Genomic DNA, 22,408 nt, shown 5'->3' on the forward strand with positions numbered 1-22,408 from the left:
GATTTGTCGTTTGTCGTTTGTCGTTTGTCGTTTGTCGTTTGTCGTTTGTCGTTTGTCGTTTGTCATTATACTACAAATCCCTAAAAAAGATGAATAAAAACAATAATTTATGGTTTAATTGATTAAAATTTGTAAGGTGTTTCCACCCTACAAAAATGTGCTATTTTACCCGAAATTCTTGGGTAGATATAGACTATTACTCACTTTAGCCTATTGTTTGATTTTTCGCCTAATCTATCATTTTACTCATCATTTGGCGATAAATTCTCTCACTTTTTTCGGGATAATCCGCCCGATAATGAGACCCTCTACTCTCTTTCCGCGCTAACATCGCATTCACCACTGCTTGAGCCGTTTTTAAGCCGTAGAAAATTTCAATACCTTGAAAATCAGCGTTTTCGATCGGGTCAAAATCCTGCTCCAAGCGGTCTAATTTTTCTTGTAATTTGCAAAGGTTCTCTTCAGTACGGTAAACGTTGGCGAATTTAGTCATTGCTTGACGAATTTCACTGAGCACTTGCGAAGCCGTGAGCGTGTTATCTGCATTTTCATTATGTAAACGGTTTAACGCCTGTTCTGCAAGATTTTTGGCATTTTCGACCGCTTGTTCGTTTATTGCAGAGGCTGAACAAGCGGTTAAATCTTGCTGGATTTTTGCCATTGCACGTTTGGCGAATACTAAACTTCCACCGACAGAATTGCCGCCCAAGCGATTTGCGCCTTCAATGCAAGAAGAAACTTCGCCCACCGCAAACAAACCTTGCACTGCACTTTCTGCATTAGTGTCAATTTCAATGCCTCCGTTACAGCTATGGGCGAATGGTGCAATCGACACACGATCAGTTAATAAATCGATTCCCGCATCGGCTTTCAGCCAATCTAAATAAACGCGGTAGAACTCTGTTTGATCTTGATAAAGTTTTGGCGAATAGTGCAAATAAACGCCCTGCTCTTCTGGGGTTTCGAGCAGATATTGCATAATGCGTAAGTCGAATTTTACGCAATCAAAATCGACCGAAAATGGCGCATAGGCACTACGTTCTGCTACCATTTGAGTAAATTCTTCTGCCGATAAATCAGGGAATAATGAGTTGCCGTTTTTATCCGTTACTGCAGTGCAATATTTCAGCGTATGTTCGCCAAACAGCACTTTGTATTTCGGGGCAATAAACGAAGGAATAAACTGAATAAACTCTAAATTAGTCAGTCTAGCTCCTGCTTGCAAGGCAAGAAAATGGGTAGAACCAATCACATCAGCAGGGTAAAGATTATCTTTATAAAGCCCTGCAATTCCACCACTGGCAAGAATAATGGTGGAAGTTTGCACGTAAAAATAAACGATTTTTCGACCGTTCTTTTCTGGGTTTTGGTAAGCAAAAACTGCCCCCACTACGTGATGATTTTCAGTTGCAATATATACAAGGCTAGCATTTTCAAACAACGTCGTCGTATTTTGTTGAGCAATAATCACCTCCGCATTTTTACGTGCTTTTTGCCATTCGTTAATCAGATAAATCGGGCGGGCGTGTTTGGCAAAACAAGCAGGGCGGTTATCGTTACGTTTCCACGGGTAGAAACCAATTTCATTCAATAATTCAACCGCTTGCGGTGAGTCTTCAATATAGGCTTTGACGATTTCAGGGTTGTTCATTCCTTGTGCCACACGCTCAATATCTTGCTGGAATAAGTCCTTATCGTGCTCCTCGCCTGTTACTTGAATGCCCAAGCTTGCTTTCAGTGGAAAAAAACTTGCCCCAGAACCAAGTTGGGTTTTAGTGATAAGAATGTGATTGATGCCTTTTTTGTGGGCTTCAACGGAACAGCTCAAGCCACCAATGCCTGAGCCTACGATAAGGAGATCGGTTTTAAGGGTTTGGGTAATTTGGATGTTGGGCATTGTAGATTTATCCTCTTACTAGCCCCCTCTTTAGAAAAGAGGGGGTATTCTTTAAACATCAACATCTTGCAAAAAACTCAGGCGAGTTTCCTCGCCTGTTATTCACTCTAAAGAGCGGTCAAATTTGCAAAAATTTTTGCAATCAATTACAACAATGATGGGGCTGCACCGAGCAATTTTTTGGTGTAGTCAATCGTTGGGTTTTCAAAAATTTCTGCGGTGGTGCCTGTTTCCATAATTTTACCGCCGTTCATTACTACAATGCGGTCAGATACTTGGCGGACAGTTTGGATGTCGTGTGAGATGAACACCATGGCAAGGTTGAGTTCTTTTTTCAAGTCTGCCAATAAGTTTAGCACTTGAGCACGAACAGAAACATCGAGTGCAGACGTCGGTTCATCAGCCACAATCAGGCTTGGATTTAACGCTAAGGCACGAGCGATCGCCACACGTTGCTTTTGACCACCAGATAAGCGCGTTGGCTCAACCGCTGCAGCAGAGCGTGGAAGCCCTACGCGAGAAAGCAGTTCATACACGCGTTTTTCGCGTTCGTGTGGTTGCAGAATATTATGAATATCCATCGGATCTTTCAAAATATCCAACACTTTCATCCGTGGGTTTAACGCAGTGGCTGGATCTTGGAAAATCACAGAGACTTGTCGACCAAAACGTTTGCGTGCTTCTGAGCTGCCATATTCCATTTGTAAGCCGTTAAATTTTACCGTGCCTGAAGTCGGTTTTAAAAGACCGATCATCACATTCGCCAGCGTTGATTTACCGCAACCAGACTCGCCCACCAAGCCGATGGTTTCGCCTGCTTTAATACCTAAAGAAACGTTATTCACGGCGGTGAATTTTTTGCGGTTAAATAACGAGCCGTCGCGAGAAGGGAATTGCACCACAATGTTCTCTAAATCGATGATGTTTTGTTCTTTGATTACTTTGATACTGCTCATCTTATGCCTCACTTGCGACTTTAGTTTCAGCTGCTTTGCCTGCTAAATGCGAAGCCCATAGGTGTTGTGCATCGCCTTCGATTGGCGTTAATACGAGTTTTTGGTTCGGATCAGCTTCTGGGCGTAATGAACGGCTTGCGAAGCGGTCGCCAGTGGCGAAGTCGTATGGAGATGGTACGCTACCAGGGATTTGGTATAAGCGTTCCGCACGCACTTCAGTTGAAAGCACAGAACCTAATAAACCTTGGGTATATTCGTGGGTTGGATGTGCCAATAAGGATGATGTCGGCGCAGTTTCCACCACTTGACCTGCATACATTACGGTGATGGAGTGTGCAAGTTGTGCGACAAGTGCCAAGTCGTGGCTCACGAATACCATCGCAAAGCCGAGTTTTTCACGCAATTCATTGAGCAATTTCACCACTTCTGCTTGAACAGTTACGTCTAATGCGGTAGTTGGTTCGTCCGCAATTAAGAGTTTCGGTTCGCGGGTTAATGCCATTGCGATTACCACACGTTGGCGTTGACCACCTGATAACTCGTGCGGATAGCGGTTCAACACTTTGCTTGGATCTAAGTGTACCCATTCCAACAATTTTTCAGCGGTGTGTTTGCTACCACGTTTAATCAGTTGGTTCATTTGATCTTTGATACGCATTGATGGGTTTAATGCACTCAAGGAGTCTTGGTAGATCATCGCGATTTCTGTACCACGTAGCTCAGCTAAATGGTTAGAGTTCAACAAGCTGTGTTGTTTGCCGCTGCGGTCAGTAAAGAGAATTTCACCCGTGATTTTCGCAGTTTTCGGCAATAAGCCCATAATGGAGAACGCTGTAATCGATTTACCACAACCAGATTCGCCCACCAATCCCATCGTTTCACCTTCGTTTACAGTGAAGCTGATATTATCCACAAGAGGAATGTCACCATAACGATTTGGGAAACGAATCGACAAGTTTTTCACTTGTAAAATTGGTTTCGCATTGCTGTTAAGTTGCATACGGTCAGTGCGAGTAACTTCTTTATCGTGTAAGCGTAAGAGATAGCGTTTCAGTGCCAAACCTTCGCCCAATGCTTCTTGCACGTCAGTTGATAAACGTTCATCTGATTTATGTTCAGATTTTTTGCTTGCTTTCAAACGTGGGTTCACTAATGCATCAGTTAAGCCTTCTGCAAGAATATTTAACGCTAATACGGTGAGTAAAATCATCACGCCCGCAAAGGTTGTTGCCCACCACGCACCGTTTAACACGATGTTACGACCTTCCGACAACACGTTACCCCAAGATGGATGTGGTGGTTGTACGCCTGCACCTAAGAAAGAGAGTGAGGCTTCAAACACAATCGCATCTGCTACCATTACGGTTGCAAAAACCAATACAGGTGCCGCGGTGTTGCGAACTACATGTTTGAGTAAGATATAAGTGCGGCTACCGCCGATTACGCGCTCTGCACGCACATAGTCTTCATCCCATTGAGATACCACATTTGCACGCACTACACGAGCAAGTTGAGGTGTATAAACCACAGCAATGGTGAAGATAATTACTGGCACAGTGTTACCGAATGTAGCAAGTAATACAGCCGCTAATGCGATACCTGGGAATGCCATCAAGATATCCATCAATCGCATAATGATCTCATTACCCCAGCGGTCTGCGGTTGCGGCGGTTGCCCCGAGAATGCCCCCAAAGAGAATCGCACAGCCCACAGCACCTAAACCGATAAAGAGTGATGTTTGTGCACCATAAACAATACGAGAGAAAATATCGCGACCCAAGCGGTCTGTTCCGAATAAGAAATCACCACTTGGTGGACGCATACGGGCAATTGCCGCTAATGGATCGTGCGTTGCTACCACAGGTGCAAAAACTGCCACTAATGCCACTAAAACTAAGAAAACTAAAGCGATTTTTGAAGCGGGTGAGAGTGCTTTGAAACGTGCTCCGCCCATCGATAAACGCTGTGCTAAACCTTGACGAAACATTATAGACTCCGAATTTTAGGGTTGATTAGAACATACAAGACATCCACGATGATATTCACAATCACGAATGTAAATGCGATAGTTAATACCACACCTTGCACCAAGTTTAAGTCGTGGTTCACGATACCGTTGAAGATCAATTTACCCATACCTGGTAAGTCGAAGATTTGTTCGATAACCACTGCACCACCTAATAAATAGCCCACGCGTAAACCAAGCACAGTCACAGGCGTAATTAAAGCGTTGCGTAACACGTTATAGCGAATCACGGTCGGATATGGTACACCGTTACCAATTGCAGTACGCACATAGTCTTTATCCATTTCTTCAACCATTGTAGTACGCACCACGCGGATTAAAGACGCACATACAGGCACAGCTAATGCAAGCGAAGGTAAGATCATTGATTGCACATAACCGCTTGGATCTTCACTAAATGGTACAAAACCACCAGAAGGTAACCAGTCAAGTTCAAGCGAGAACCATTGAATAAGTAAAATACCGAGCCAGAAAGATGGTGTTGCGACTGCCGCCACAGAGATTAAACGAATTACTTGGTCTACCCAGCTGTCACGATAAAGTGCCGCTAACACACCAAGTGTAAATGAAACCACCGCAGCAAATACTACACCAATTAAAGTAAGTTGGAGGGTAATTGGGAACGATTTTGCAATCATACCGCTAATTGGAAGCTCTGGCGGCATTGTCATCCCAAAATCAAAGAAGAATAAATTGCCGAGAAAGCGGAAATATTGTACGAAAAGTGGATCATTTAAGCCGTGGCTTTCACGATAAAGTTCTTTTGCCGCTTCTGATGCACTTTCACCCAATGCAACAGTGGCGGGATCGCCAGGAGTGAATTGAAGTACCACAAATACAAGTGCGGTTACCCCCAAAATCATCACGGGCAATGCCATCAATCGGCGAAAAAGTAAGCGAAGTATAATTTCCATGTTGTTCCCCAGTTATCACTGCGAATATAGAGAATATATGGCAGAGTTGTGTTTAAGAATAGAATGTGGGTTGTTTATTTTCCTCTCCCATAAAGGGAGAGAGTGAATTAACAACCCAACATTTTAAAGAGCGGTTGATTTTGCCGAATTATTTACGACCAACACCTAAGAAAGATACCCCTGTTGTTGCCAATGGTTGGTAGCCTTCAAGTTTGCTTTCATCCCACGCAGATGGAAGTTTACGGTGAACGATTGGATAAAGTGGCACTTCAGCCGCGATAAGATCGAACGCTTCTTTCCAAAGTTTGCGTGCTTCTTCGTGGTTTGCCGCACGCACTGCGCCATCTAAGAAGCCTTGAAGTTTCGCAAATTCAGGCGTGTTGCTCCAACGGAAACGGCGTTTCGGCCATACATCACCACGGTACCACCAGCTTAATAATAAGTCTAAGTCATCACCGAATACAGACGGATCCCCTGGTGCGATCCCCACACTAAATGAGCCCACGTCCACGTTGTTTGCATAGAATGCACCAGATTGTAAGTGTTGAAGTGTCACTTTCACGCCTGGGATGTTATTCCAAGATTCTAAAATTAACGGCGCACACTCTTTCACCCAGTCGTGGTCGGTTGAAAGTAATTCAAATTTAAGCTCGGTTAAACCTGCTTCTTTTAACAATGCCGCCGCTTTTTCTGGATTATATTCATATTGCGTTGCCGCTTTCATATAATCTGGGTGAGTGCTTTGTACATAGCAAGTTGATGCTTCTGCATTACCATCGAATACGAAGTCTACTAATTTTTGTCTGTCTAAACCGTAGTGTAACGCTTGACGCACTTTTGGATTGTCAAATGGTGCTTTTTCGCAGTTAAACATTAAGAATAATAAGCCGAATGATTGCACTGATTTAACGGTTTGTTTTTTTGCTTTTAAGCGTGGAATATCAAGATATGGCACACTTTCCATCGCTTGTGTACGTTTAGATTCTTGTGCAGTAACACGTGCTGCCGCATCAGATAACAAGAACCATGACATTTTTTCCACTAATGCTGGATATTTACCGTTATAAGGCTCATAAGCTTCAAAGACGATTTTGTCATCTTTGACAGCTGAAACGAATTTATATGGGCCAGAACCGATTGGGTGAGCATCAAATTTAGATTGACCTACCTCTTCAATCACGTGTTTCGGTACAATTTTCACGATAGTTAAGCGTTTAGCAAATAACGCAAATGGATATTTGAGTTTGAACTCAACGGTTTTATCATCCACCGCTTTCACGCTTTCAACGAAGTCAATGAACATCACGAATAAAGATTTATTCGCAGGATCCATAATACGATTGTATGAATAAACCACATCTTCTACGGTAACTGGTTTACCATCGTGGAAGGTTGCACCTTCACGAAGGGTTACGCGCCAAGTGGTATCATCAATTTGTTCTGGCTCTTTCGCTGCTAATGCAAGATAAGGCTCACGAGTTGCAGGGTGTAAATCCACCAAACCTTCAAAAATATGCAAGTTCGCTGCAAATGGTGAAGCACCACTTGATGTCATTGGGTCAAAACCTGTTGAAAGCGGGTATGCAATCCCTGCTTCAATGGTTTTACCTTTAATACCACTTGCCACTGCATTTGGCACGAATGTACCTAATGAACCGCTAAATGCCAAACCTGCAGTAACACCCGCTGCAACTTTAAGGAAATGACGACGAGATTCATTATTGAGGGAAGAACAATATTTAGTCATATTAGACTCCTTGTTTGTGATGAAAAACTCATTGTGTTCCTATCGTTTTCTCAATAAAAAACTGAAAACACAACCAGCAAACTCATTCTTTTAAAATGAAGTGAAGCAATCACTTTTTCAAATAAAATGATTTGGTTAAATCATATTTTCTTCCAGAATCTCTGTCAATAAAGGAAAACGGTTAAATTTTGATTCTGTGATCAATGTCACACTCTTTTTATTTCTACCCTTTTCGGAATTTTTACAATAGAAAAATAAAATGCATTTTCGAGTGTCACGCCATTTTTAGAGATTAAATATAGTGATCCACTTCACAAATTTATATAATGCTTCTTGCTATTCTTAATGCAAAACTTGTATTCTTTATCTACATTCAAAACAAAAGGAGCTTCTTATGAGTGTTCTCAGCTATGCACAAAAAATTGGGCAAGCCTTAATGGTGCCTGTAGCAGCCTTACCAGCTGCTGCGGTATTGATGGGGATTGGTTATTGGGCAGACCCAGATGGTTGGGGGGCAAATAGCCAGTTCGCCGCCTTACTGATTAAATCAGGGGGGGCAATCATCGACAATATGGGCTTATTATTTGCGGTAGGGGTGGCGTTCGGACTGTCCAAAGATAAACACGGCTCAGCCGCCCTTTCAGGCTTAATCGGCTACTATGTCGTCACCACCCTACTCTCTCCTGCAAGCGTGGCTCAATTACAACATATTGATGCCAGCCAAGTGCCAGCTGCCTTTGGCAAAATCAACAACCAATTTATCGGTATCTTAATCGGTGTGATTTCAGCGGAACTTTACAACCGCTTCTATCAAGTAGAATTACCGAAAGCCCTCTCATTCTTTAGCGGTAAACGACTTGTACCAATTATCGTATCTTTCGTGATGATGGCTGTCGCATTTATCTTGCTCTATGTATGGCCTCACATCTTCAATGCACTTGTAGGTTTTGGTGAATCCATCAAAGATTTAGGTGCATTCGGTGCAGCCATCTACGGCTTTTTCAACCGCTTGTTAATCCCTGTTGGCTTACACCACGCCTTAAACTCTGTATTCTGGTTTGACGTAGCAGGCATTAACGATATTCCAAACTTCTTAGGTGGTGCAAAATCTTTAGCTGAAGGTACTGCAACTATTGGTGTTACAGGTATGTACCAAGCTGGTTTCTTCCCAATGATGATGTTCGGCTTACCAGGTGCAGCCCTTGCGATTTACCACTGCGCGAAACCAAGCCAAAAAGCAAAAGTCGCTTCTATTATGCTCGCAGGTGCGTTTGCCTCATTCTTCACAGGGATTACCGAACCGCTTGAGTTCTCATTTATGTTCGTTGCTCCTGTGCTCTACCTCATCCACGCGATTTTAACAGGCATTTCTGTTTTCATCGCAGCAACTATGCATTGGATCGCAGGCTTCGGCTTTAGTGCAGGTTTAGTGGATATGGTGCTTTCTACCCGTAACCCACTTGCCGTGAACTGGTATATGCTTATCGTGCAAGGCTTAGTGTTCTTTGTGATTTACTACTTCGTCTTCCGCTTTGCAATTAAAACCTTCAACCTTAAAACTTTAGGTCGTGAAGAAGAAAAAGAAGGAACCGAAGCAACTCCTCAAGCACAAACCAACCAATCACGCGAAGAAAGAGCAATTCAATTTATTGATGCGCTCGGTGGTGCAAAAAACTTCAAAACCGTAGATGCTTGTATCACTCGCTTACGTTTAACTTTGATTGACCACAACAACATTAACGAAGCTAAACTTAAAGCTTTAGGCTCAAAAGGCAACGTCAAAATCGGCAATGATGGCTTGCAAGTAATTTTAGGCCCTGAAGCAGAATTAGTCGCCGAGGCAATTAAAGCGAAACTCTAATTTTCGTTAATCATAAAAAATCCGCCTTTTACCTTTTCAGGTTAGGCGGATTTCCATTTTCTACTTCAGACTATTTTAGATTTAATACCTTCACCAACGCATCAAACAAGCGGTCATTTTCTGCTGGCAATCCAATACTAATACGCAAATGATTTGGCATGCCGTAACCTGCGATTGGGCGAACAATTACACCTTCACGCAATAACGCATCGTAAATTGGCTGAGCAGGTTGTTTGAAATCAATGGTAATAAAATTGCCTTTGGATGGGATATATTCCAAACCATATTGTTGGCAGAACGCTTCGTAGCGTTGCATTTCTAAGCGATTATTTTCTGCCACTTTTTTGACAAACGCATCATCATTCATTACCGCCACTGCGGACGCCAGTGCAAGGCTGTTGCAGTTAAATGGTTGGCGAACACGGTTTAATAAATCTGCAATTTCTGGGTTCGATACCGCATATCCAATACGCAAGCCCGCCAAGCCGTAGGCTTTTGAGAGTGAGCGAGAGATAATCAAATTCGGGTATTTTTGTAGTAATCCGAAAGAATCCACCCGCTCTTCTGCTTTGGTAAATTCGGTGTAAGCCTCGTCTAACACAACAATAATCTGGCTTGGCACTTTCGCTAAAAACGTATCAATTTCCGTTTCAGTTAAGAAATTACCTGTTGGGTTATTCGGGTTCGCAATAAAAATCAGCTTGGTTTTCTCGTTGATTGCTGCTTCAAAAGCATCCAAATCATGCCCCCAATTTTTAGTAGGAATTTCACGTGCTACGGCGTTAATCGCCTTGGTGACAAGCGGGTAAACAATAAAGGCATATTGCGAATAGATTACTTCATCATGTTCACTGGCAAAAGTATGAGCAAAAAGCTCAAGTAGATCGTTTGAACCGTTACCCAGTGTGATTTGATTAGGTTGTACACCGAATTTTTTCGACACTGCCGCTTTAAGCTCAAAGCCATTGGCATCTGGATATCGGGTAAGCTGGTCAAGTTGGCTGATAATCACCTGTTTTGCACTTTCAGGGAAACCAAATGGGTTTTCATTAGAAGCTAATTTGATGATGTTGGTAATGCCTAATTCGCGTTCTAATTCTTCAATTGGCTTACCCGCTTGATATGGAGAGAGCGATTTCACGCCCTCGTTAGCGATGTTAATGTATTGCATATGTTTTCCTTATTTTTCTTAAAATAAAACGCCCAAATCAGGCGTTTCAATTATTCCTCTCTTCCCTTGTGGGAGAGAGACAGAAAAAATTGTGTTTAGCAATTTTTTCAGAGAGGGGTTAAGCATTCTCTTTCGCAAATTTATCCATAAACGCAATCAAGGCATCCACGCCTTCAATTGGCATTGCGTTATAGATAGAAGCACGCATACCGCCTAATACTTTATGCCCTTTTAATGCTTGTAAACCACAAGCGGTCGCTTCTGCCACAAATTTTGCATTAAGCTCATCGTTGTCGGTCGTAAAGGTCACGTTCATTACAGAGCGGTTTTGTTCCGCAATGTAGTTACGATAGAAAGTGCTTTGGTTGAGGTAATCATATAAGCGTTGTGCTTTCGCCAAGTTGCGTTGCTCAACGGCTTCCAAACCACCTGTTGCTAATAAGTGTTTGAACACAAGCGAACATAAATACCATGCAAAAGTTGGGGGCGTGTTGATCATAGAATCTGCATTGGCTTGCACTTCATAGTTCCAAATAGATGGCGTGTCTTTGCGTGCTTTGCCGATCAAATCTTCGCGAACGATTACAATGGTAATCCCAGCAGGACCTAAGTTTTTCTGAGCACCTGCATAAATCACACCGAATTTGCTGATGTCAATTTTGCTTGAAAGAATGTTAGATGACATATCTGCCACTAACACCGCATTACCTACGTTTGGAATTTCTTTAATTTCCACACCTGAAATGGTTTCGTTGGTGCAATAATGTACGTAGTCATACTGCTCAGCAATATCGCTGAAGTCTGTACGATTGACAGAAATCACACCATTTTCATCCGTTTCAATGATAGAAAGCTCATCAATTTCGCAGAAGTTGCGGGCTTCTTTCGCTGCGGTACTCGACCAGTGACCGCTATTTAAATAAAGTGCTTTGCCTTTTTTACCGATTAAGTTCATCGGAATCGCTGCAAACTGCCCTCTTGCACCGCCTTGTAAAAAGAGGATTTTGTAGTTGTCTGGAATATGGAAAAGCTCACGGAAATCTTTATCCGCTTGAGTAATTAATTCCATAAAGAGCTTACCGCGGTGGCTGACTTCCATCACCGAAGTGCCTTGATCTTGCCAGTTTAAAAGTTCTTTTTGAGCCTGTTCTAACACCGCTTTTGGCATCATCGCAGGGCCTGCACTAAAATTGTAAACTTGTGTCATGTGTTTGCCTCTTTTTAATTAAAAGTCGTTTCATTCTAGCGAAAAGCGAATCGCTTTCAACCTTCAAGCGGTGAAATTTGCAAAATTTTTTGAAATTAGACCGCTTATTCGATATTCAATTGCAAATCAATCATCGCTAACTGTTTTTGCTCATCCAATAGATCGGCTTGCACCAATGGATTTTCGTTCAAATACCCATTTTCAAATTGTAATTGCCATTCATTTTGGTTGATGCTCAGATTTAAATCCGCGGGCATCACGCTTGCTTGTCGAGAGCGGTTGAATAACACTGCCAATCGGAATAATCGTAGCAAGGTTAAAATATCACGGTATTGATAACGGCTAGTACTACGCAAATCGCTCTTCTTAAAACCTTTCAAATGGAAACGCATTAAAGTTGCTAACAACGCTTGTTGTTCATCATCAAAGCCTGCCAACGTTGCATTTGAAATAATATATGCCGAATGTTTGTTGACGTTATTGTGGTTAATCACGATCCCAATTTCGTGCAATAAACTTGCCCATTTAACCAGCTCGCGTAACTCCGCCACTTGATGACGGTTTTTCCACATTTTTACTTGGTCAAAAAGCGAAAGTGCTGTATGTTCCACTCGATGAGCTTGAGCTTTATCAATATTGAATTGAATAGCTAACGCCTGTGCAGTACGTTGGCGAATGTCGTCCACTTGGAAATATTTTTCCAAGCCGTACATCAATCCTTCACGTAATGCTCCATCGGAATAACGCATACTTTCAATTTTGAACGTGTGGAATAATGCCAATAAAATCGCCAAACCAGGCACGAGCACATCAGCTCGTTCTTCAATCAAGCCTTTAAGCTGAATTTCTTTTAGTGCATCAAATTCTAAGCAGGCTTGAATAATGTTTTTTAAGCGTTTTTCGGTAATCAAACCATCACGAAAACCGTTTGAAATTAACACTTTAGAAACGGTTTTGATTGTGCCAGATGATCCCAACACATGTTGCCAGCCAAGTGAACAATATTCGGTTTCTAAATCTTCTAATTTTTCCATTGCCAGCTGATACGCTGATTGAAAGCGTGCTTCGCTTAGCTTTCCTTGGGGGAAAAAACGCTTAGCAAAACTCACACAGCCCATATGCCGGCTTTCCGCACGAATTGGCGTGAAATCATCACCAATGGTCATTTCAGTTGACCCCCCCCCAATATCCACCACTAATTTTCTGCCTTTTTCTGGCTGGGTATGGCTGACGCCTGAATAGATAAGACGAGCTTCATCTTGTCCAGAAATGATTTGAATAGGGAAGGGAAAAATAGCTTGAGCCTGTTTCAGAAATTCATCATTATTTAATGCACGGCGCAGTGTGTAAGTGCCGACCACTTTCACATTTTCAGCCGAAAAACCTTGTAAACGATCTGCAAAAAGCGATAAGCAAGCCAACCCACGATCCATCGCTTCTTGATTTAAAATACGGTTTTCATCTAAGCCATCCGCTAAACGAACACGGCGTTTTAGGCGAGAAAGTACTTGAATTGAACCGTTTACAATTCGAGCGACAATCATATGAAAGCTATTCGAACCAAGATCGATAGCAGCAAATTCGCGAGACTGTTCAGCAGACGTTCGGGTTTCCACAGGCATTAAACTTTCCTTAAAAGGTCAAAATATAAAAAATATAGAAAATGGTTGGATTGTATCACTTTTTGCCCCAAACAGGCTAAAGTTCCCCCTTATAGTATAAAATTTTTGCTGCTTATTTGCTCAAACGCAGAAAGGTTTATAAAAATTTTTGACGAAAGCACCTAAAAGGGCTAGGATTTAGGCAGTTTTATCATTATTCTTTCCATTAAGTTAGAGGATATTTTTATGTCAGACGCACAAAAACAATCTTTCCAAGATATGTTGGACTACGTTCACCTATATCGCCTAAAAAACAAGCTACACCGTGAAACAGCAGACAACGATCGTAAAATCCGCGACAACCAAAAACGTGTGTTATTGCTAGATAACTTATCACAATATATCACCGATGAAATGAGCGTAGCGGAAATTCGTGCGATTATTGCAAATATGCGTGATGACTACGAAAACCGCGTGGATGACTATATGATCCGCAATGCCGAGCTTTCAAAACAACGCCGTGAAATTCGTCAAAAAATGGCATCACATAAACAAGCGCCAACAAAAAAAGATTAATTTACACTTACTGACTCAAGCGGTCGTTTTTCCTCTTAATTTTGCAAAAGAGAAGAAAAATTTGACCGCTTATTTTTTTACTTTCAGCTTCTTTCTGCTCAATCCTTAAGCATGTCTTTGCTTTTTCAGAATTTTCCCTTGACACTTACTCAAAATCACGTATTTTAGGGTTAAGTTTTCGCTAGACAAACGTTTGCGAAACAGAGAGGCGCAACACTCAGGCAGATTAATTCTAGGCAACTAGGGCCGTTTGACGATTAATTGATGGGAGTGCTTGCCGAGGTGTGAATTCACTAGACTGGAATGAACATCGGCTAGGTCAGGTTGAATCCTACTAGCTGTCATTTAAATCTCGTTTAAAGCGATTTTAAATGGAGTGCTCTGATGGAATGGCTTGCCCACAAATCTACTCAATTTCCTTTCGAATCACTAAAATCACAACGTCATCCCCTTAATAGGAAATTTTTATTATGTCTAAACTTTCTGTGGCGAAATTTGGTGGTACAAGTGTCGCTAATTTTGAATCGATGTCATTATGTGCAAATATTGTAATTCAAGATCCAAACACTCGCATTGTGGTATTGTCTGCATCTGCTGGTGTAACCAACTATTTAGTTGAACTCGCAAACGGTTGCGAAAAAGCACGTCGAGGTGAAATCATTGCCGCCGTTCGTACCATTCAATACAATATCATCGAAAAATTACAACACCAAGCAGAAATTTCAGCTCAAATTGATGAATTATTAGCTCGTATTGAAGCACTCGCTGAATCTGCAAGCCTTGCTACTTCAACTGCCCTTGCGGATGAACTGATCTCTCACGGCGAGATGATGTCTACCAAAATCTTCACTCAATTATGTGCTGAACGTAACTATCCTGCCGTTTGGGTAGATGTGCGTGAAATCGTTGCAACCAATAGCCACTATGGTAAAGCAGCACCAAACGATGAAAAAACCAAATTACAATCTGATGCGATTTTAAAACCGCTTATTGCAGAAGGTAAAGTAGCAATTACACAAGGCTTTATCGGTCGTGATGCCGAAGGTAAAACTACTACATTAGGTCGTGGTGGCTCAGACTACTCTGCCGCACTTTTAGCAGAGGTGTTAAACGCAGATGATGTGTTAATCTGGACTGATGTACCAGGCATCTACACTACAGACCCACGCGTTGAACCAAATGCAAAACGTATCGATACAATGGCATTTAACGAAGCGGCTGAAATGGCAACCTTTGGTGCAAAAGTGCTTCACCCTGCAACCTTACTGCCTGCTGTGCGTAGTAATATTCCTGTATTCGTTGGTTCAAGCAAAGCACCAGAGCAAGGTGGTACTTGGGTAACGCGTGATCCACAACCACGCCCAACTTTCCGAGCAATTGCTTTACGTCGCAATCAAACCTTACTCACGCTTTCAAGCCTTTCAATGCTTCACGCAAAAGGTTTCTTAGCAAATGTATTCGCCATTTTAGCGAAACACAACATTTCTGTAGATGTAATTACCACCTCAGAAGTAAGCATCGCATTAACGCTAGATAAAACAGGTTCAGCTTCAACAGGAGCAGAGATGCTTTCTCAAGATTTATTAGATGAATTAAGAGAACTCTGCCACGTTCAAGTAGAAAACGACTTAGCTTTAGTTGCGATTATTGGTAATAACTTGCACACCCAAGCAGGCGTAGCAAAACAGTTATTCCACCAATTAGAAGGCTTTAATATCCGCTTAATCAGCTATGGCGCAAGCACGAATAACGTTTGCACCCTAGTGAAAAATAATGAAGCTGATGATGTTGTACGTGCATTACACGCAGGATTGTTCTAATTCCTAAAATAACTAAGCGGTGATATTATGCAAAAGTTTTGCGAAATATCACCGCTTGTTTATTGAAATCAACCACCCGCTAGCTTTACTTTAAAACCTTTCTGCTCTAAAATTTGTTTAAGTAATTCTCGGTTATCACCTTGGATTTCAATCGTACCATTTTTTACTGAACCACCTACACCACTGCGTTTTTTCAGTTCTGCAGCAAGCAATTTTAACTCAGTATCTTCTAAATCTAACCCTGTGATAATGCAAACGCCTTTACCTTTTCGACCGCTTGTTTGGCGTTGAATGCGGGCGATGCCATCACCTTTTGGGCGTTCTTCTTTAGTTTTTTCTGGCTTAATTCTGCCTGTTTCTGTTGAATAGACTAATGTCATAATAATTCCTATAAATGGCCCAGATAACCCCCCCCCTCAAGCAAGGGGATAAGTAAGTTTTTTTAATTATACAAAATTAGGCAATACTTGCGTTAATGCTTTTAAGTACCGCAAGTGGAGCTTCTGCCTGAGTAATTGGGCGACCGATGACAAGGAAATCTGAACCGGTTTCAATCGCTTGTTTTGGTGTCATCACACGGCGTTGATCACCAAAATCACTTCCTTCAGGGCGAATACCTGGGGTAACAAGTTTGAAATCTTTACCACAGTGATTACGTAATACTTCTACTTCTTGTGGTGAACAAACTACGCCATCACAGCCCGCACGTTGAGCCAAGTGAGCTAAGCGGATTACTTGCTCCATTGGCGAAGCGTTAATGCCGATTTGTAACAAGTCTAAATCTTCCATACTGGTTAATACGGTAACCGCAATCAATAATGGAGCATCCTTACCGTATGGTTCAAGAATTTTACGAGCCTGTTCCATCATCGCTAAACCGCCAGAAGCGTGAAGATCAACCATCCATACACCTAAGTCTGCTGCCGAACGTACCGCACGAGCCACTGTGTTTGGAATATCGTGATATTTTAAATCTAGGAACACATCAAACTTACGTTCGTGGAGTTGTTTCACAAAATTTGTGCCGAGCGTAGTAAACATTTCTTTGCCTACTTTAAGGCGACAAAGTGAAGGATCAACTTGATCCACAAAATTCAGCGCTTCACGCTCTGTTTCATAGTCAAGTGCAACAATAACTTTATTATTCATAAAAACTCCAATTAGTGAGATTGTGGTTCAATACTGTGTGTAGCTTTAATCGTTTCCCAGTGGCGACAAGATGGACAATACCAGCTTAAACGGTAACTATGGTAGCCACAATTTGAACAACGATATTTAAAACTTTTTTTAATCTGCTCGCCGACCATATTATGCAGCAAAATCAAACTCTCTTTACCGCTTCCCTCTTCCGCTTCGTTAATTTGGTAATAGATAAAACGATGGAAAGTAAGCATATTCGGGAACTGACGTAATTGCTGATATAGCTTAGATTGAGCTGCAATTTTACCATCTTTTTCATCAATCAATTGCGTTAATGCTAAATCAACATTTGGATTCTGCTTTGCCTGATTTGCTTTAATTAAAAAGAGCTCATAGCCGGAGAGATCATTTAATTTTAAATAGCAATGTTTAATCTTATCTAGTACTTCACCAATATAATCAACATTTTGGCTAAGCACCGCTTCGTAATAATCTGCTGCTAAACGAAATTGCTTATTTTCTAGGTGAAAATCGCCCAATAGCATAGAGGCTCTAGAACAACTCGGCAAATGGAATAATGCTTTATTTAGGGCATCTAAGAAAGCTTTTTGATCATCATTTTTGACCGCTTGTGCATATTCACAATAATAATGAGCTAATGGGGTTTTATCAGACTCAGGCGAAATTTGCAGCAACTTTTCCGAAGCATTTATTGCCTTTTTCCACTCTTTGGTTTTTTGATAAATGGTCATTAATTGTGTAAGAGAATTGACTGCAAAATCAGGCTCATCAAGCAATAAAATATAGTAATTTTCTGCACGATCATAAAAACCTGCCGCTAAGAAATCTTTCGCAAGTTGCTGCTTTGCTAATAATTTCTGCTCAATAGAATAATCTGGACTAACATCTATTGCTTGATGGATGCGTAAAGCACGATCAACTTCGCCACGTGAACGGAATAAATTGCCTAATGTTAATTCCGCTTCAAATTGTGACTCTTGAGAAATTTGATTTTCAGACTCTTGCTTTTGCAACATTGAAAGAAAAAGATCAACAGCTTTTTCTTGTTGATTAGATAATAGGAAGTTTAATCCCGTCACATAGTCACGGGAAAATTGATTTTGAACGGTCTCTTGATCCTTTTTGGCACTCCTCCGCCCCATATACCAGCCATAGAGGGCTGCAACTGGAAGTAAAAGGAACAATAATTCAAGCATTATTCAGCCTTAGGCGAAGTCAGTTCTGTAATTTGCTGAGATTGGCGTTTCACACGGCGATTTAATGCAATATTTTGCAATTTCACTTTAAGGTAGAAAATACCTGTAATCAACCAACCTAAAATTAACCCAAATCCAAATAAGATGGCAACAAGAGTAGACAAACGTAATTCGCTTTGTGCAATAACATAGTTAAATGTAATGAGCTGATCATTATTTGCCCCAATGGTAATACCCACTAGAATTACCGCTAATGCAATCACAAAACCTAAAATATACTTAATCATCTCTACCCTCATTAAAAATTAGACTAAATCAACGCACTCTTTGAGTTTTTTTCCTGCCTTGAAATGTACTACTGTTTTAGCTTCAAGTTTAACACTCTCTCCGCTTTTAGGATTACGAGCAACTCTCCCCTCTCTATCACGTATAGAAAAACTACCAAATCCTCGAATTTCAATACGTTCACCCATTGCTAATGCAGAAACCATTTTTTCTAAAATTTCATTAGCCCCTTCATCAACTAAATTAGAAGGAAGTAATGGATTAAGCGTTGTTAAGTTAGCCACTAATTCTGACTTAGTCATATTTTCTATCCTATGAACTAATTATATTTAAATATTTCTATTTACTTAAATATAATCAGTCGTTGCGACATACCTCGTAACTAAGCGGATATGCTTAAACACATATCCGCCTTGATTACACTAGAAGTGTGAATTATTCACCTTTAGCTTGAGCAAATGCTGCAGCCATTGCGTTTGGTACTTCAACTTCTTGTTTGTTCACTTGAGCAATTGCTGCTGATTCTTCAGCTTCAGCTTTCGCACGAACAGATAAGTTGATTACGCGCGCTTTACGATCAACACCTGTGAATTTTGCTTCGATTGCATCACCTACAGAGATTACTGAAGCGATGTCTTCTACGCGGTCAAGAGTTGCTTCGTTTGCACGGATAAAACCTTCAACGCCACCTTCTAATTCAACAGAAACACCTTTAGCATCTACTGCTGTTACTTTACCTGCAACGATTGCACCTTTTTTGGTTGAATCGATGAAGTTAGTGAATGGGTCTGAGTTTAATTGTTTGATACCTAAAGAGATACGCTCTTTCACTGCATCAACTTGTAAAACAATCGCTTCTACTTCGTCACCTTTTTTGTAGTTACGAACAGCTTCTTCACCTTGAACATCCCAAGAGATGTCAGATAAGTGAACTAAACCGTCAATACCACCTTCTAAACCGATGAAGATACCGAAGTCTGTGATTGATTTGATTTTACCTGAAACTTTATCACCTTTGTTGTGAGTTTCAGCGAAGTGTTCCCATGGGTTAGCTTTGCATTGTTTTAAACCTAATGAGATACGACGACGTTCTTCGTCCACTTCAAGTACCATTACTTCGACCACATCACCAACGCTTACTACTTTAGATGGGTGGATGTTTTTGTTAGTCCAATCCATTTCAGAAACATGAACTAAACCTTCAACACCGTCTAAGATTTCAACAAAACAGCCGTAGTCTGTTAAGTTAGTTACTTTACCAGTTAATTTGCTATTTACTGGGTGATTTTGTGCGATTGCTCCCCATGGATCTTGACCTAATTGTTTTAAGCCTAATGATACACGAGTTTTCTCTTTGTCGAATTTAAGAACTTTAACAGTTACTTCTTGACCTACTGTAACCACTTCGCTTGGGTGTTTAACACGTTTCCATGCCATATCTGTGATGTGTAATAAGCCATCAACGCCACCTAAATCTACGAATGCACCGTAGTCAGTTAAGTTCTTAACGATACCTTTAACTTCTGAACCATCAACTAAGTTTGCTAATACTTCTTCACGATCAGCAGAGTTAGTTGTTTCGATTACTGCACGACGTGATACAACCACGTTGTTACGTTTCTGATCTAATTTGATTACTTTAAGTTCTAAAGTTTGACCTTCAAGATTTAAAGAATCACGAACTGGACGAACATCTACTAATGAACCTGGTAAGAATGCACGAACACCGTTTAATTCAACAGTAAAACCGCCTTTTACTTTACCATTTACGTAACCTGTAACACTTGCTTGTTCTTCGAATGCTTTTTCTAATGCAATCCAAGCTTCGTTACGTTTTGCATCACCACGAGAAACAACCGTTTCACCGAAACCGTCGTCTGTTGCTTTTAACACAACATCAACTTGATCGCCAACTTGAACTTCTAATTCACCTTGTGCGTTCGTGAACTCTGATGCTTCGATACGTGATTCAGATTTGAAACCAGTATCAACAATTACATAACCTTTTTCGATAGCGACTACGGTACCTTTAACAACAGAACCTAAACGAGCTTCGTTTGAAAAGAATTCTTCAAGTAGTTGAGCAAAATTTTCTGACATAATTTTCTTCTTAAATAAAAATAAACTTCCACCTAACATCCTGTTAAATGGGGTTGGTAATAAAAGCAAAACAATCCTTGTTTTACTCAAGAAAAACTAAAGACCTTTGGAAGAAATGTATTCCAAGGCTTGACGAATGACTTCATCAATCGATAAATGCGTCGAATCTAATACTAATGCATCTTTCGCTGGAACAAGAGGTGCAACCGCTCGATTTCTATCACGATAATCACGCTCTTTAATTTCACCTAAAATCTGTTCAAAATTAGCATTAAATCCTTTCAATTGCAACTGTTTTACGCGTCTTTTTGCACGTTCTTCTGCACTTGCATCTAAAAAGAGCTTAACTTGAGCTTCTGGAAAAACAATCGTCCCCATATCACGCCCATCTGCCACCAAACCTTTTTCACAGGCAAAATCACGCTGGCGTTGTAGCAACGCTTCACGCACTTTTGGAAAAGCTGCGACTTTAGAGGCATTCTGACCCGCTTCCGCCGTACGAATTTGGTCACCCACATTTTCGCCATCTAAAATTACATTTACCTCGCCATTATCAGGTACAAATTGCACATTCAAATTACGCCCGACTTCCGCCACTGCATCTTCATTTTCTAAATTCACTTGCTTTTTTAGTGCATCTAATGCTGTAATGCGATAAATTGCCCCAGAATCTAAAAAATCAAAGCCTAGCTTTTCGGCTAAAGCATAGCAAAGCGTTCCTTTGCCTGCGCCACTCGGGCCATCTACAGTAATAATCACATTTTTCATTATCATTGCCTTTTTAAATTGTTCAAATTATTCATCAACAGGTTGATATTCTGGAAACTCCCCCACTACCACATTAAATTCTAGTGCTTTGCCTTGTCTAAGCAACAACACTTTCACTTTCGTATTTGGGCTGATATTCCCCAAAGCTTCCATCATTTGCGAAGCTGAAACGGCCTCAATATTGTCAATTTTTAAGATAATATCACCTACGTGGATGCCCGCTTTCTCGGCAGGACCATTCGGATTCACACCCGTAATCAAAACGCCTTTTCCCTCCCCCATTTGTTGAGCACTAAAGAAAATATCGCTTCGTACTCCAAAATAACCACGAATAACTCGCCCATCTTTGATGATTTTATTCATAATTTCGACCGCTTGATTGATTGGAATAGCAAAATTCAGCCCCTCTGCAATCGAATCTGTGCCGGTTACACTCAACTCACGGATTTCTCCACTATTTTTAAGGCTAATCGTATTGATCCCAATCAACTCACCTGCCGTGTTGATCAACGCTCCGCCCGAATTTCCTTTACTAATCGGTGCATCGGTTTGAATAAAATTCTGTCTTGTGCGGTCAGAAATCGTATTCCGCCCTTTCGCACTAATAATCCCTTGCGTGACACTCTGCCCTAAATTGTACGGATTCCCAATCGCCAACACCACATCTCCCACTTTGGATTCTCGTTGCGGATTTTGCGGAATAGTAGGTAATTTCCCACCATCAATTTTTAGCACAGCCAAATCAGTTAACGCATCGAATCCAACCAAAGTTGCCGAATAGCCTTTACCCGATTGCAAATAAACATCAATCTGGTAGCCATCTTTAATAACGTGATTATTGGTTAGCACATAACCGTTTTCCGTCATAATCACGCCCGAACCTAAATTCAATCGAGAACCGTTGCTGCTAGATTGATCTAAAATCTGCGTATAAATATTTACCACGGCAGGCGAAGCTTTTTGTACAGCTTCCGAATAGCTAAAGAGGTCAGGCTGAAATACATTCAACTGTTTGACTTGCTTCCCAACCCAAGGAAAAAGCAAAATCAGCCCTGCAAAACAGAGCCCAAATATCACCGCTTGTATGACCTTCTTTAGCATCATTTTCTTCTTAAACCGCCG

General features: G+C 41.1%; 19 protein-coding genes and 1 riboswitch. Of the genes, 3 read left to right on the forward strand and 16 right to left on the reverse strand.

What is annotated here, in order from left to right; all coding sequences use genetic code 11:
- Nucleotides 1-229: 229 nt before the first annotated feature.
- The 5 genes from B0184_RS07750 to B0184_RS07770 form a co-directional block, all read right to left on the reverse strand.
- A complete protein-coding gene (locus B0184_RS07750) occupies nucleotides 230-1,897 on the reverse strand; it encodes an FAD-binding protein (RefSeq protein WP_005708028.1) in 1,668 nt (555 codons plus the stop codon).
- Between the two features lie 146 nt (nucleotides 1,898-2,043).
- A complete protein-coding gene (locus B0184_RS07755; protein WP_005705671.1) occupies nucleotides 2,044-2,853 on the reverse strand; it encodes an ABC transporter ATP-binding protein in 810 nt (269 codons plus the stop codon).
- 1 nt (nucleotide 2,854) lies between these two features.
- Nucleotides 2,855-4,840 carry a dipeptide/oligopeptide/nickel ABC transporter permease/ATP-binding protein gene (locus B0184_RS07760; RefSeq protein WP_005708006.1) on the reverse strand — a complete coding sequence of 662 codons (1,986 nt, stop codon included), beginning with the start codon at nucleotides 4,838-4,840 and terminating at the stop codon, nucleotides 2,855-2,857.
- A complete protein-coding gene (locus B0184_RS07765) occupies nucleotides 4,840-5,793 on the reverse strand; it encodes an ABC transporter permease (protein ID WP_005707982.1) in 954 nt (317 codons plus the stop codon). The genes B0184_RS07760 and B0184_RS07765 overlap by 1 nt, the downstream gene beginning before the upstream one ends.
- 148 nt (nucleotides 5,794-5,941) lie before the next feature.
- Nucleotides 5,942-7,540: an ABC transporter substrate-binding protein gene (locus tag B0184_RS07770; protein ID WP_005708011.1), complete on the reverse strand. Its 1,599-nt coding sequence runs from the start codon at nucleotides 7,538-7,540 to the stop codon at nucleotides 5,942-5,944.
- A gap of 394 nt (nucleotides 7,541-7,934) precedes the next feature.
- Here B0184_RS07770 and nagE point away from each other — a divergent pair, with 394 nt between their 5' ends.
- Entirely contained in the window at nucleotides 7,935-9,401 is a 1,467-nt protein-coding gene (gene nagE, locus B0184_RS07775; protein ID WP_005708023.1) for an N-acetylglucosamine-specific PTS transporter subunit IIBC, read from the forward strand.
- Nucleotides 9,402-9,471: 70 nt separating this feature from the next.
- Here nagE and hisC read toward each other — a convergent pair whose 3' ends face one another.
- The 3 genes from hisC to ppx form a co-directional block, all read right to left on the reverse strand.
- Nucleotides 9,472-10,572 carry a histidinol-phosphate transaminase gene (gene hisC, locus B0184_RS07780; protein WP_005707992.1) on the reverse strand — a complete coding sequence of 367 codons (1,101 nt, stop codon included), beginning with the start codon at nucleotides 10,570-10,572 and terminating at the stop codon, nucleotides 9,472-9,474.
- Between the two features lie 118 nt (nucleotides 10,573-10,690).
- On the reverse strand, nucleotides 10,691-11,779 hold the full coding sequence (gene serC / locus B0184_RS07785; protein ID WP_005708017.1) for a 3-phosphoserine/phosphohydroxythreonine transaminase: 1,089 nt from the start codon (nucleotides 11,777-11,779) through the stop codon (nucleotides 10,691-10,693).
- A 104-nt stretch (nucleotides 11,780-11,883) separates the two neighbouring features.
- Nucleotides 11,884-13,401, reverse strand: coding sequence for an exopolyphosphatase (gene ppx / locus B0184_RS07790; protein WP_005707998.1), 1,518 nt, complete (start codon nucleotides 13,399-13,401; stop codon nucleotides 11,884-11,886).
- 225 nt (nucleotides 13,402-13,626) lie between these two features.
- On the opposite strand from ppx, the gene B0184_RS07795 reads away from it, so the two are divergent.
- Both B0184_RS07795 and lysC read left to right on the forward strand, forming a co-directional pair.
- Nucleotides 13,627-13,956 carry a DUF496 family protein gene (locus B0184_RS07795; protein ID WP_005708000.1) on the forward strand — a complete coding sequence of 110 codons (330 nt, stop codon included), beginning with the start codon at nucleotides 13,627-13,629 and terminating at the stop codon, nucleotides 13,954-13,956.
- Nucleotides 13,957-14,151: 195 nt separating this feature from the next.
- Nucleotides 14,152-14,346, forward strand: a riboswitch (Lysine riboswitch).
- Nucleotides 14,347-14,426: 80 nt separating this feature from the next.
- Nucleotides 14,427-15,776, forward strand: coding sequence for a lysine-sensitive aspartokinase 3 (gene lysC, locus B0184_RS07800; protein WP_005708001.1), 1,350 nt, complete (start codon nucleotides 14,427-14,429; stop codon nucleotides 15,774-15,776).
- A 68-nt stretch (nucleotides 15,777-15,844) separates the two neighbouring features.
- Here the strand turns inward: lysC and yciH are convergent, their stop codons facing one another.
- The 8 genes from yciH to B0184_RS07840 all read right to left on the reverse strand — a co-directional run bounded on the left by yciH (nucleotide 15,845) and on the right by B0184_RS07840 (nucleotide 22,387).
- Entirely contained in the window at nucleotides 15,845-16,156 is a 312-nt protein-coding gene (gene yciH, locus B0184_RS07805; RefSeq protein WP_005707983.1) for a stress response translation initiation inhibitor YciH, read from the reverse strand.
- Nucleotides 16,157-16,232: 76 nt separating this feature from the next.
- A complete protein-coding gene (gene pyrF / locus B0184_RS07810) occupies nucleotides 16,233-16,925 on the reverse strand; it encodes an orotidine-5'-phosphate decarboxylase (protein WP_005708013.1) in 693 nt (230 codons plus the stop codon).
- An 11-nt stretch (nucleotides 16,926-16,936) separates the two neighbouring features.
- Nucleotides 16,937-18,133 carry a lipopolysaccharide assembly protein LapB gene (lapB, locus tag B0184_RS07815; RefSeq protein ID WP_005707984.1) on the reverse strand — a complete coding sequence of 399 codons (1,197 nt, stop codon included), beginning with the start codon at nucleotides 18,131-18,133 and terminating at the stop codon, nucleotides 16,937-16,939.
- Nucleotides 18,133-18,417 (reverse strand): LapA family protein, encoded by a 285-nt coding sequence (locus B0184_RS07820; RefSeq protein ID WP_039851043.1) that lies wholly within the window; start codon nucleotides 18,415-18,417, stop codon nucleotides 18,133-18,135. The genes lapB and B0184_RS07820 overlap by 1 nt, the downstream gene beginning before the upstream one ends.
- A 21-nt stretch (nucleotides 18,418-18,438) precedes the next feature.
- On the reverse strand, nucleotides 18,439-18,720 hold the full coding sequence (locus B0184_RS07825; RefSeq protein WP_005707980.1) for an integration host factor subunit beta: 282 nt from the start codon (nucleotides 18,718-18,720) through the stop codon (nucleotides 18,439-18,441).
- 133 nt (nucleotides 18,721-18,853) lie between these two features.
- Nucleotides 18,854-20,518: a 30S ribosomal protein S1 gene (gene rpsA / locus B0184_RS07830; RefSeq protein WP_039851029.1), complete on the reverse strand. Its 1,665-nt coding sequence runs from the start codon at nucleotides 20,516-20,518 to the stop codon at nucleotides 18,854-18,856.
- A 96-nt stretch (nucleotides 20,519-20,614) separates the two neighbouring features.
- A complete protein-coding gene (cmk, locus tag B0184_RS07835) occupies nucleotides 20,615-21,286 on the reverse strand; it encodes a (d)CMP kinase (protein ID WP_005708030.1) in 672 nt (223 codons plus the stop codon).
- A gap of 27 nt (nucleotides 21,287-21,313) precedes the next feature.
- Nucleotides 21,314-22,387: a trypsin-like peptidase domain-containing protein gene (locus B0184_RS07840; protein ID WP_039851032.1), complete on the reverse strand. Its 1,074-nt coding sequence runs from the start codon at nucleotides 22,385-22,387 to the stop codon at nucleotides 21,314-21,316.
- Between the last annotated feature and the right edge of the window lie 21 nt (nucleotides 22,388-22,408).

This window comes from Haemophilus paraphrohaemolyticus, assembly GCF_002015045.1.
GTDB lineage: Bacteria > Pseudomonadota > Gammaproteobacteria > Enterobacterales > Pasteurellaceae > Haemophilus_A > Haemophilus_A paraphrohaemolyticus.

Coding starts and splice junctions, on each gene's coding strand:
- B0184_RS07750 (WP_005708028.1), bottom strand. CDS start 1,897: ATGCCCAACATCCAAATTACCCAAACCCTTAAAACCGATCTCCTTATC.
- B0184_RS07755 (WP_005705671.1), bottom strand. CDS start 2,853: ATGAGCAGTATCAAAGTAATCAAAGAACAAAACATCATCGATTTAGAG.
- B0184_RS07760 (WP_005708006.1), bottom strand. CDS start 4,840: ATGTTTCGTCAAGGTTTAGCACAGCGTTTATCGATGGGCGGAGCACGT.
- B0184_RS07765 (WP_005707982.1), bottom strand. CDS start 5,793: ATGGAAATTATACTTCGCTTACTTTTTCGCCGATTGATGGCATTGCCC.
- B0184_RS07770 (WP_005708011.1), bottom strand. CDS start 7,540: ATGACTAAATATTGTTCTTCCCTCAATAATGAATCTCGTCGTCATTTC.
- nagE (WP_005708023.1), top strand. CDS start 7,935: ATGAGTGTTCTCAGCTATGCACAAAAAATTGGGCAAGCCTTAATGGTG.
- hisC (WP_005707992.1), bottom strand. CDS start 10,572: ATGCAATACATTAACATCGCTAACGAGGGCGTGAAATCGCTCTCTCCA.
- serC (WP_005708017.1), bottom strand. CDS start 11,779: ATGACACAAGTTTACAATTTTAGTGCAGGCCCTGCGATGATGCCAAAA.
- ppx (WP_005707998.1), bottom strand. CDS start 13,401: ATGCCTGTGGAAACCCGAACGTCTGCTGAACAGTCTCGCGAATTTGCT.
- B0184_RS07795 (WP_005708000.1), top strand. CDS start 13,627: ATGTCAGACGCACAAAAACAATCTTTCCAAGATATGTTGGACTACGTT.
- lysC (WP_005708001.1), top strand. CDS start 14,427: ATGTCTAAACTTTCTGTGGCGAAATTTGGTGGTACAAGTGTCGCTAAT.
- yciH (WP_005707983.1), bottom strand. CDS start 16,156: ATGACATTAGTCTATTCAACAGAAACAGGCAGAATTAAGCCAGAAAAA.
- pyrF (WP_005708013.1), bottom strand. CDS start 16,925: ATGAATAATAAAGTTATTGTTGCACTTGACTATGAAACAGAGCGTGAA.
- lapB (WP_005707984.1), bottom strand. CDS start 18,133: ATGCTTGAATTATTGTTCCTTTTACTTCCAGTTGCAGCCCTCTATGGC.
- B0184_RS07825 (WP_005707980.1), bottom strand. CDS start 18,720: ATGACTAAGTCAGAATTAGTGGCTAACTTAACAACGCTTAATCCATTA.
- rpsA (WP_039851029.1), bottom strand. CDS start 20,518: ATGTCAGAAAATTTTGCTCAACTACTTGAAGAATTCTTTTCAAACGAA.
- cmk (WP_005708030.1), bottom strand. CDS start 21,286: ATGAAAAATGTGATTATTACTGTAGATGGCCCGAGTGGCGCAGGCAAA.
- B0184_RS07840 (WP_039851032.1), bottom strand. CDS start 22,387: ATGCTAAAGAAGGTCATACAAGCGGTGATATTTGGGCTCTGTTTTGCA.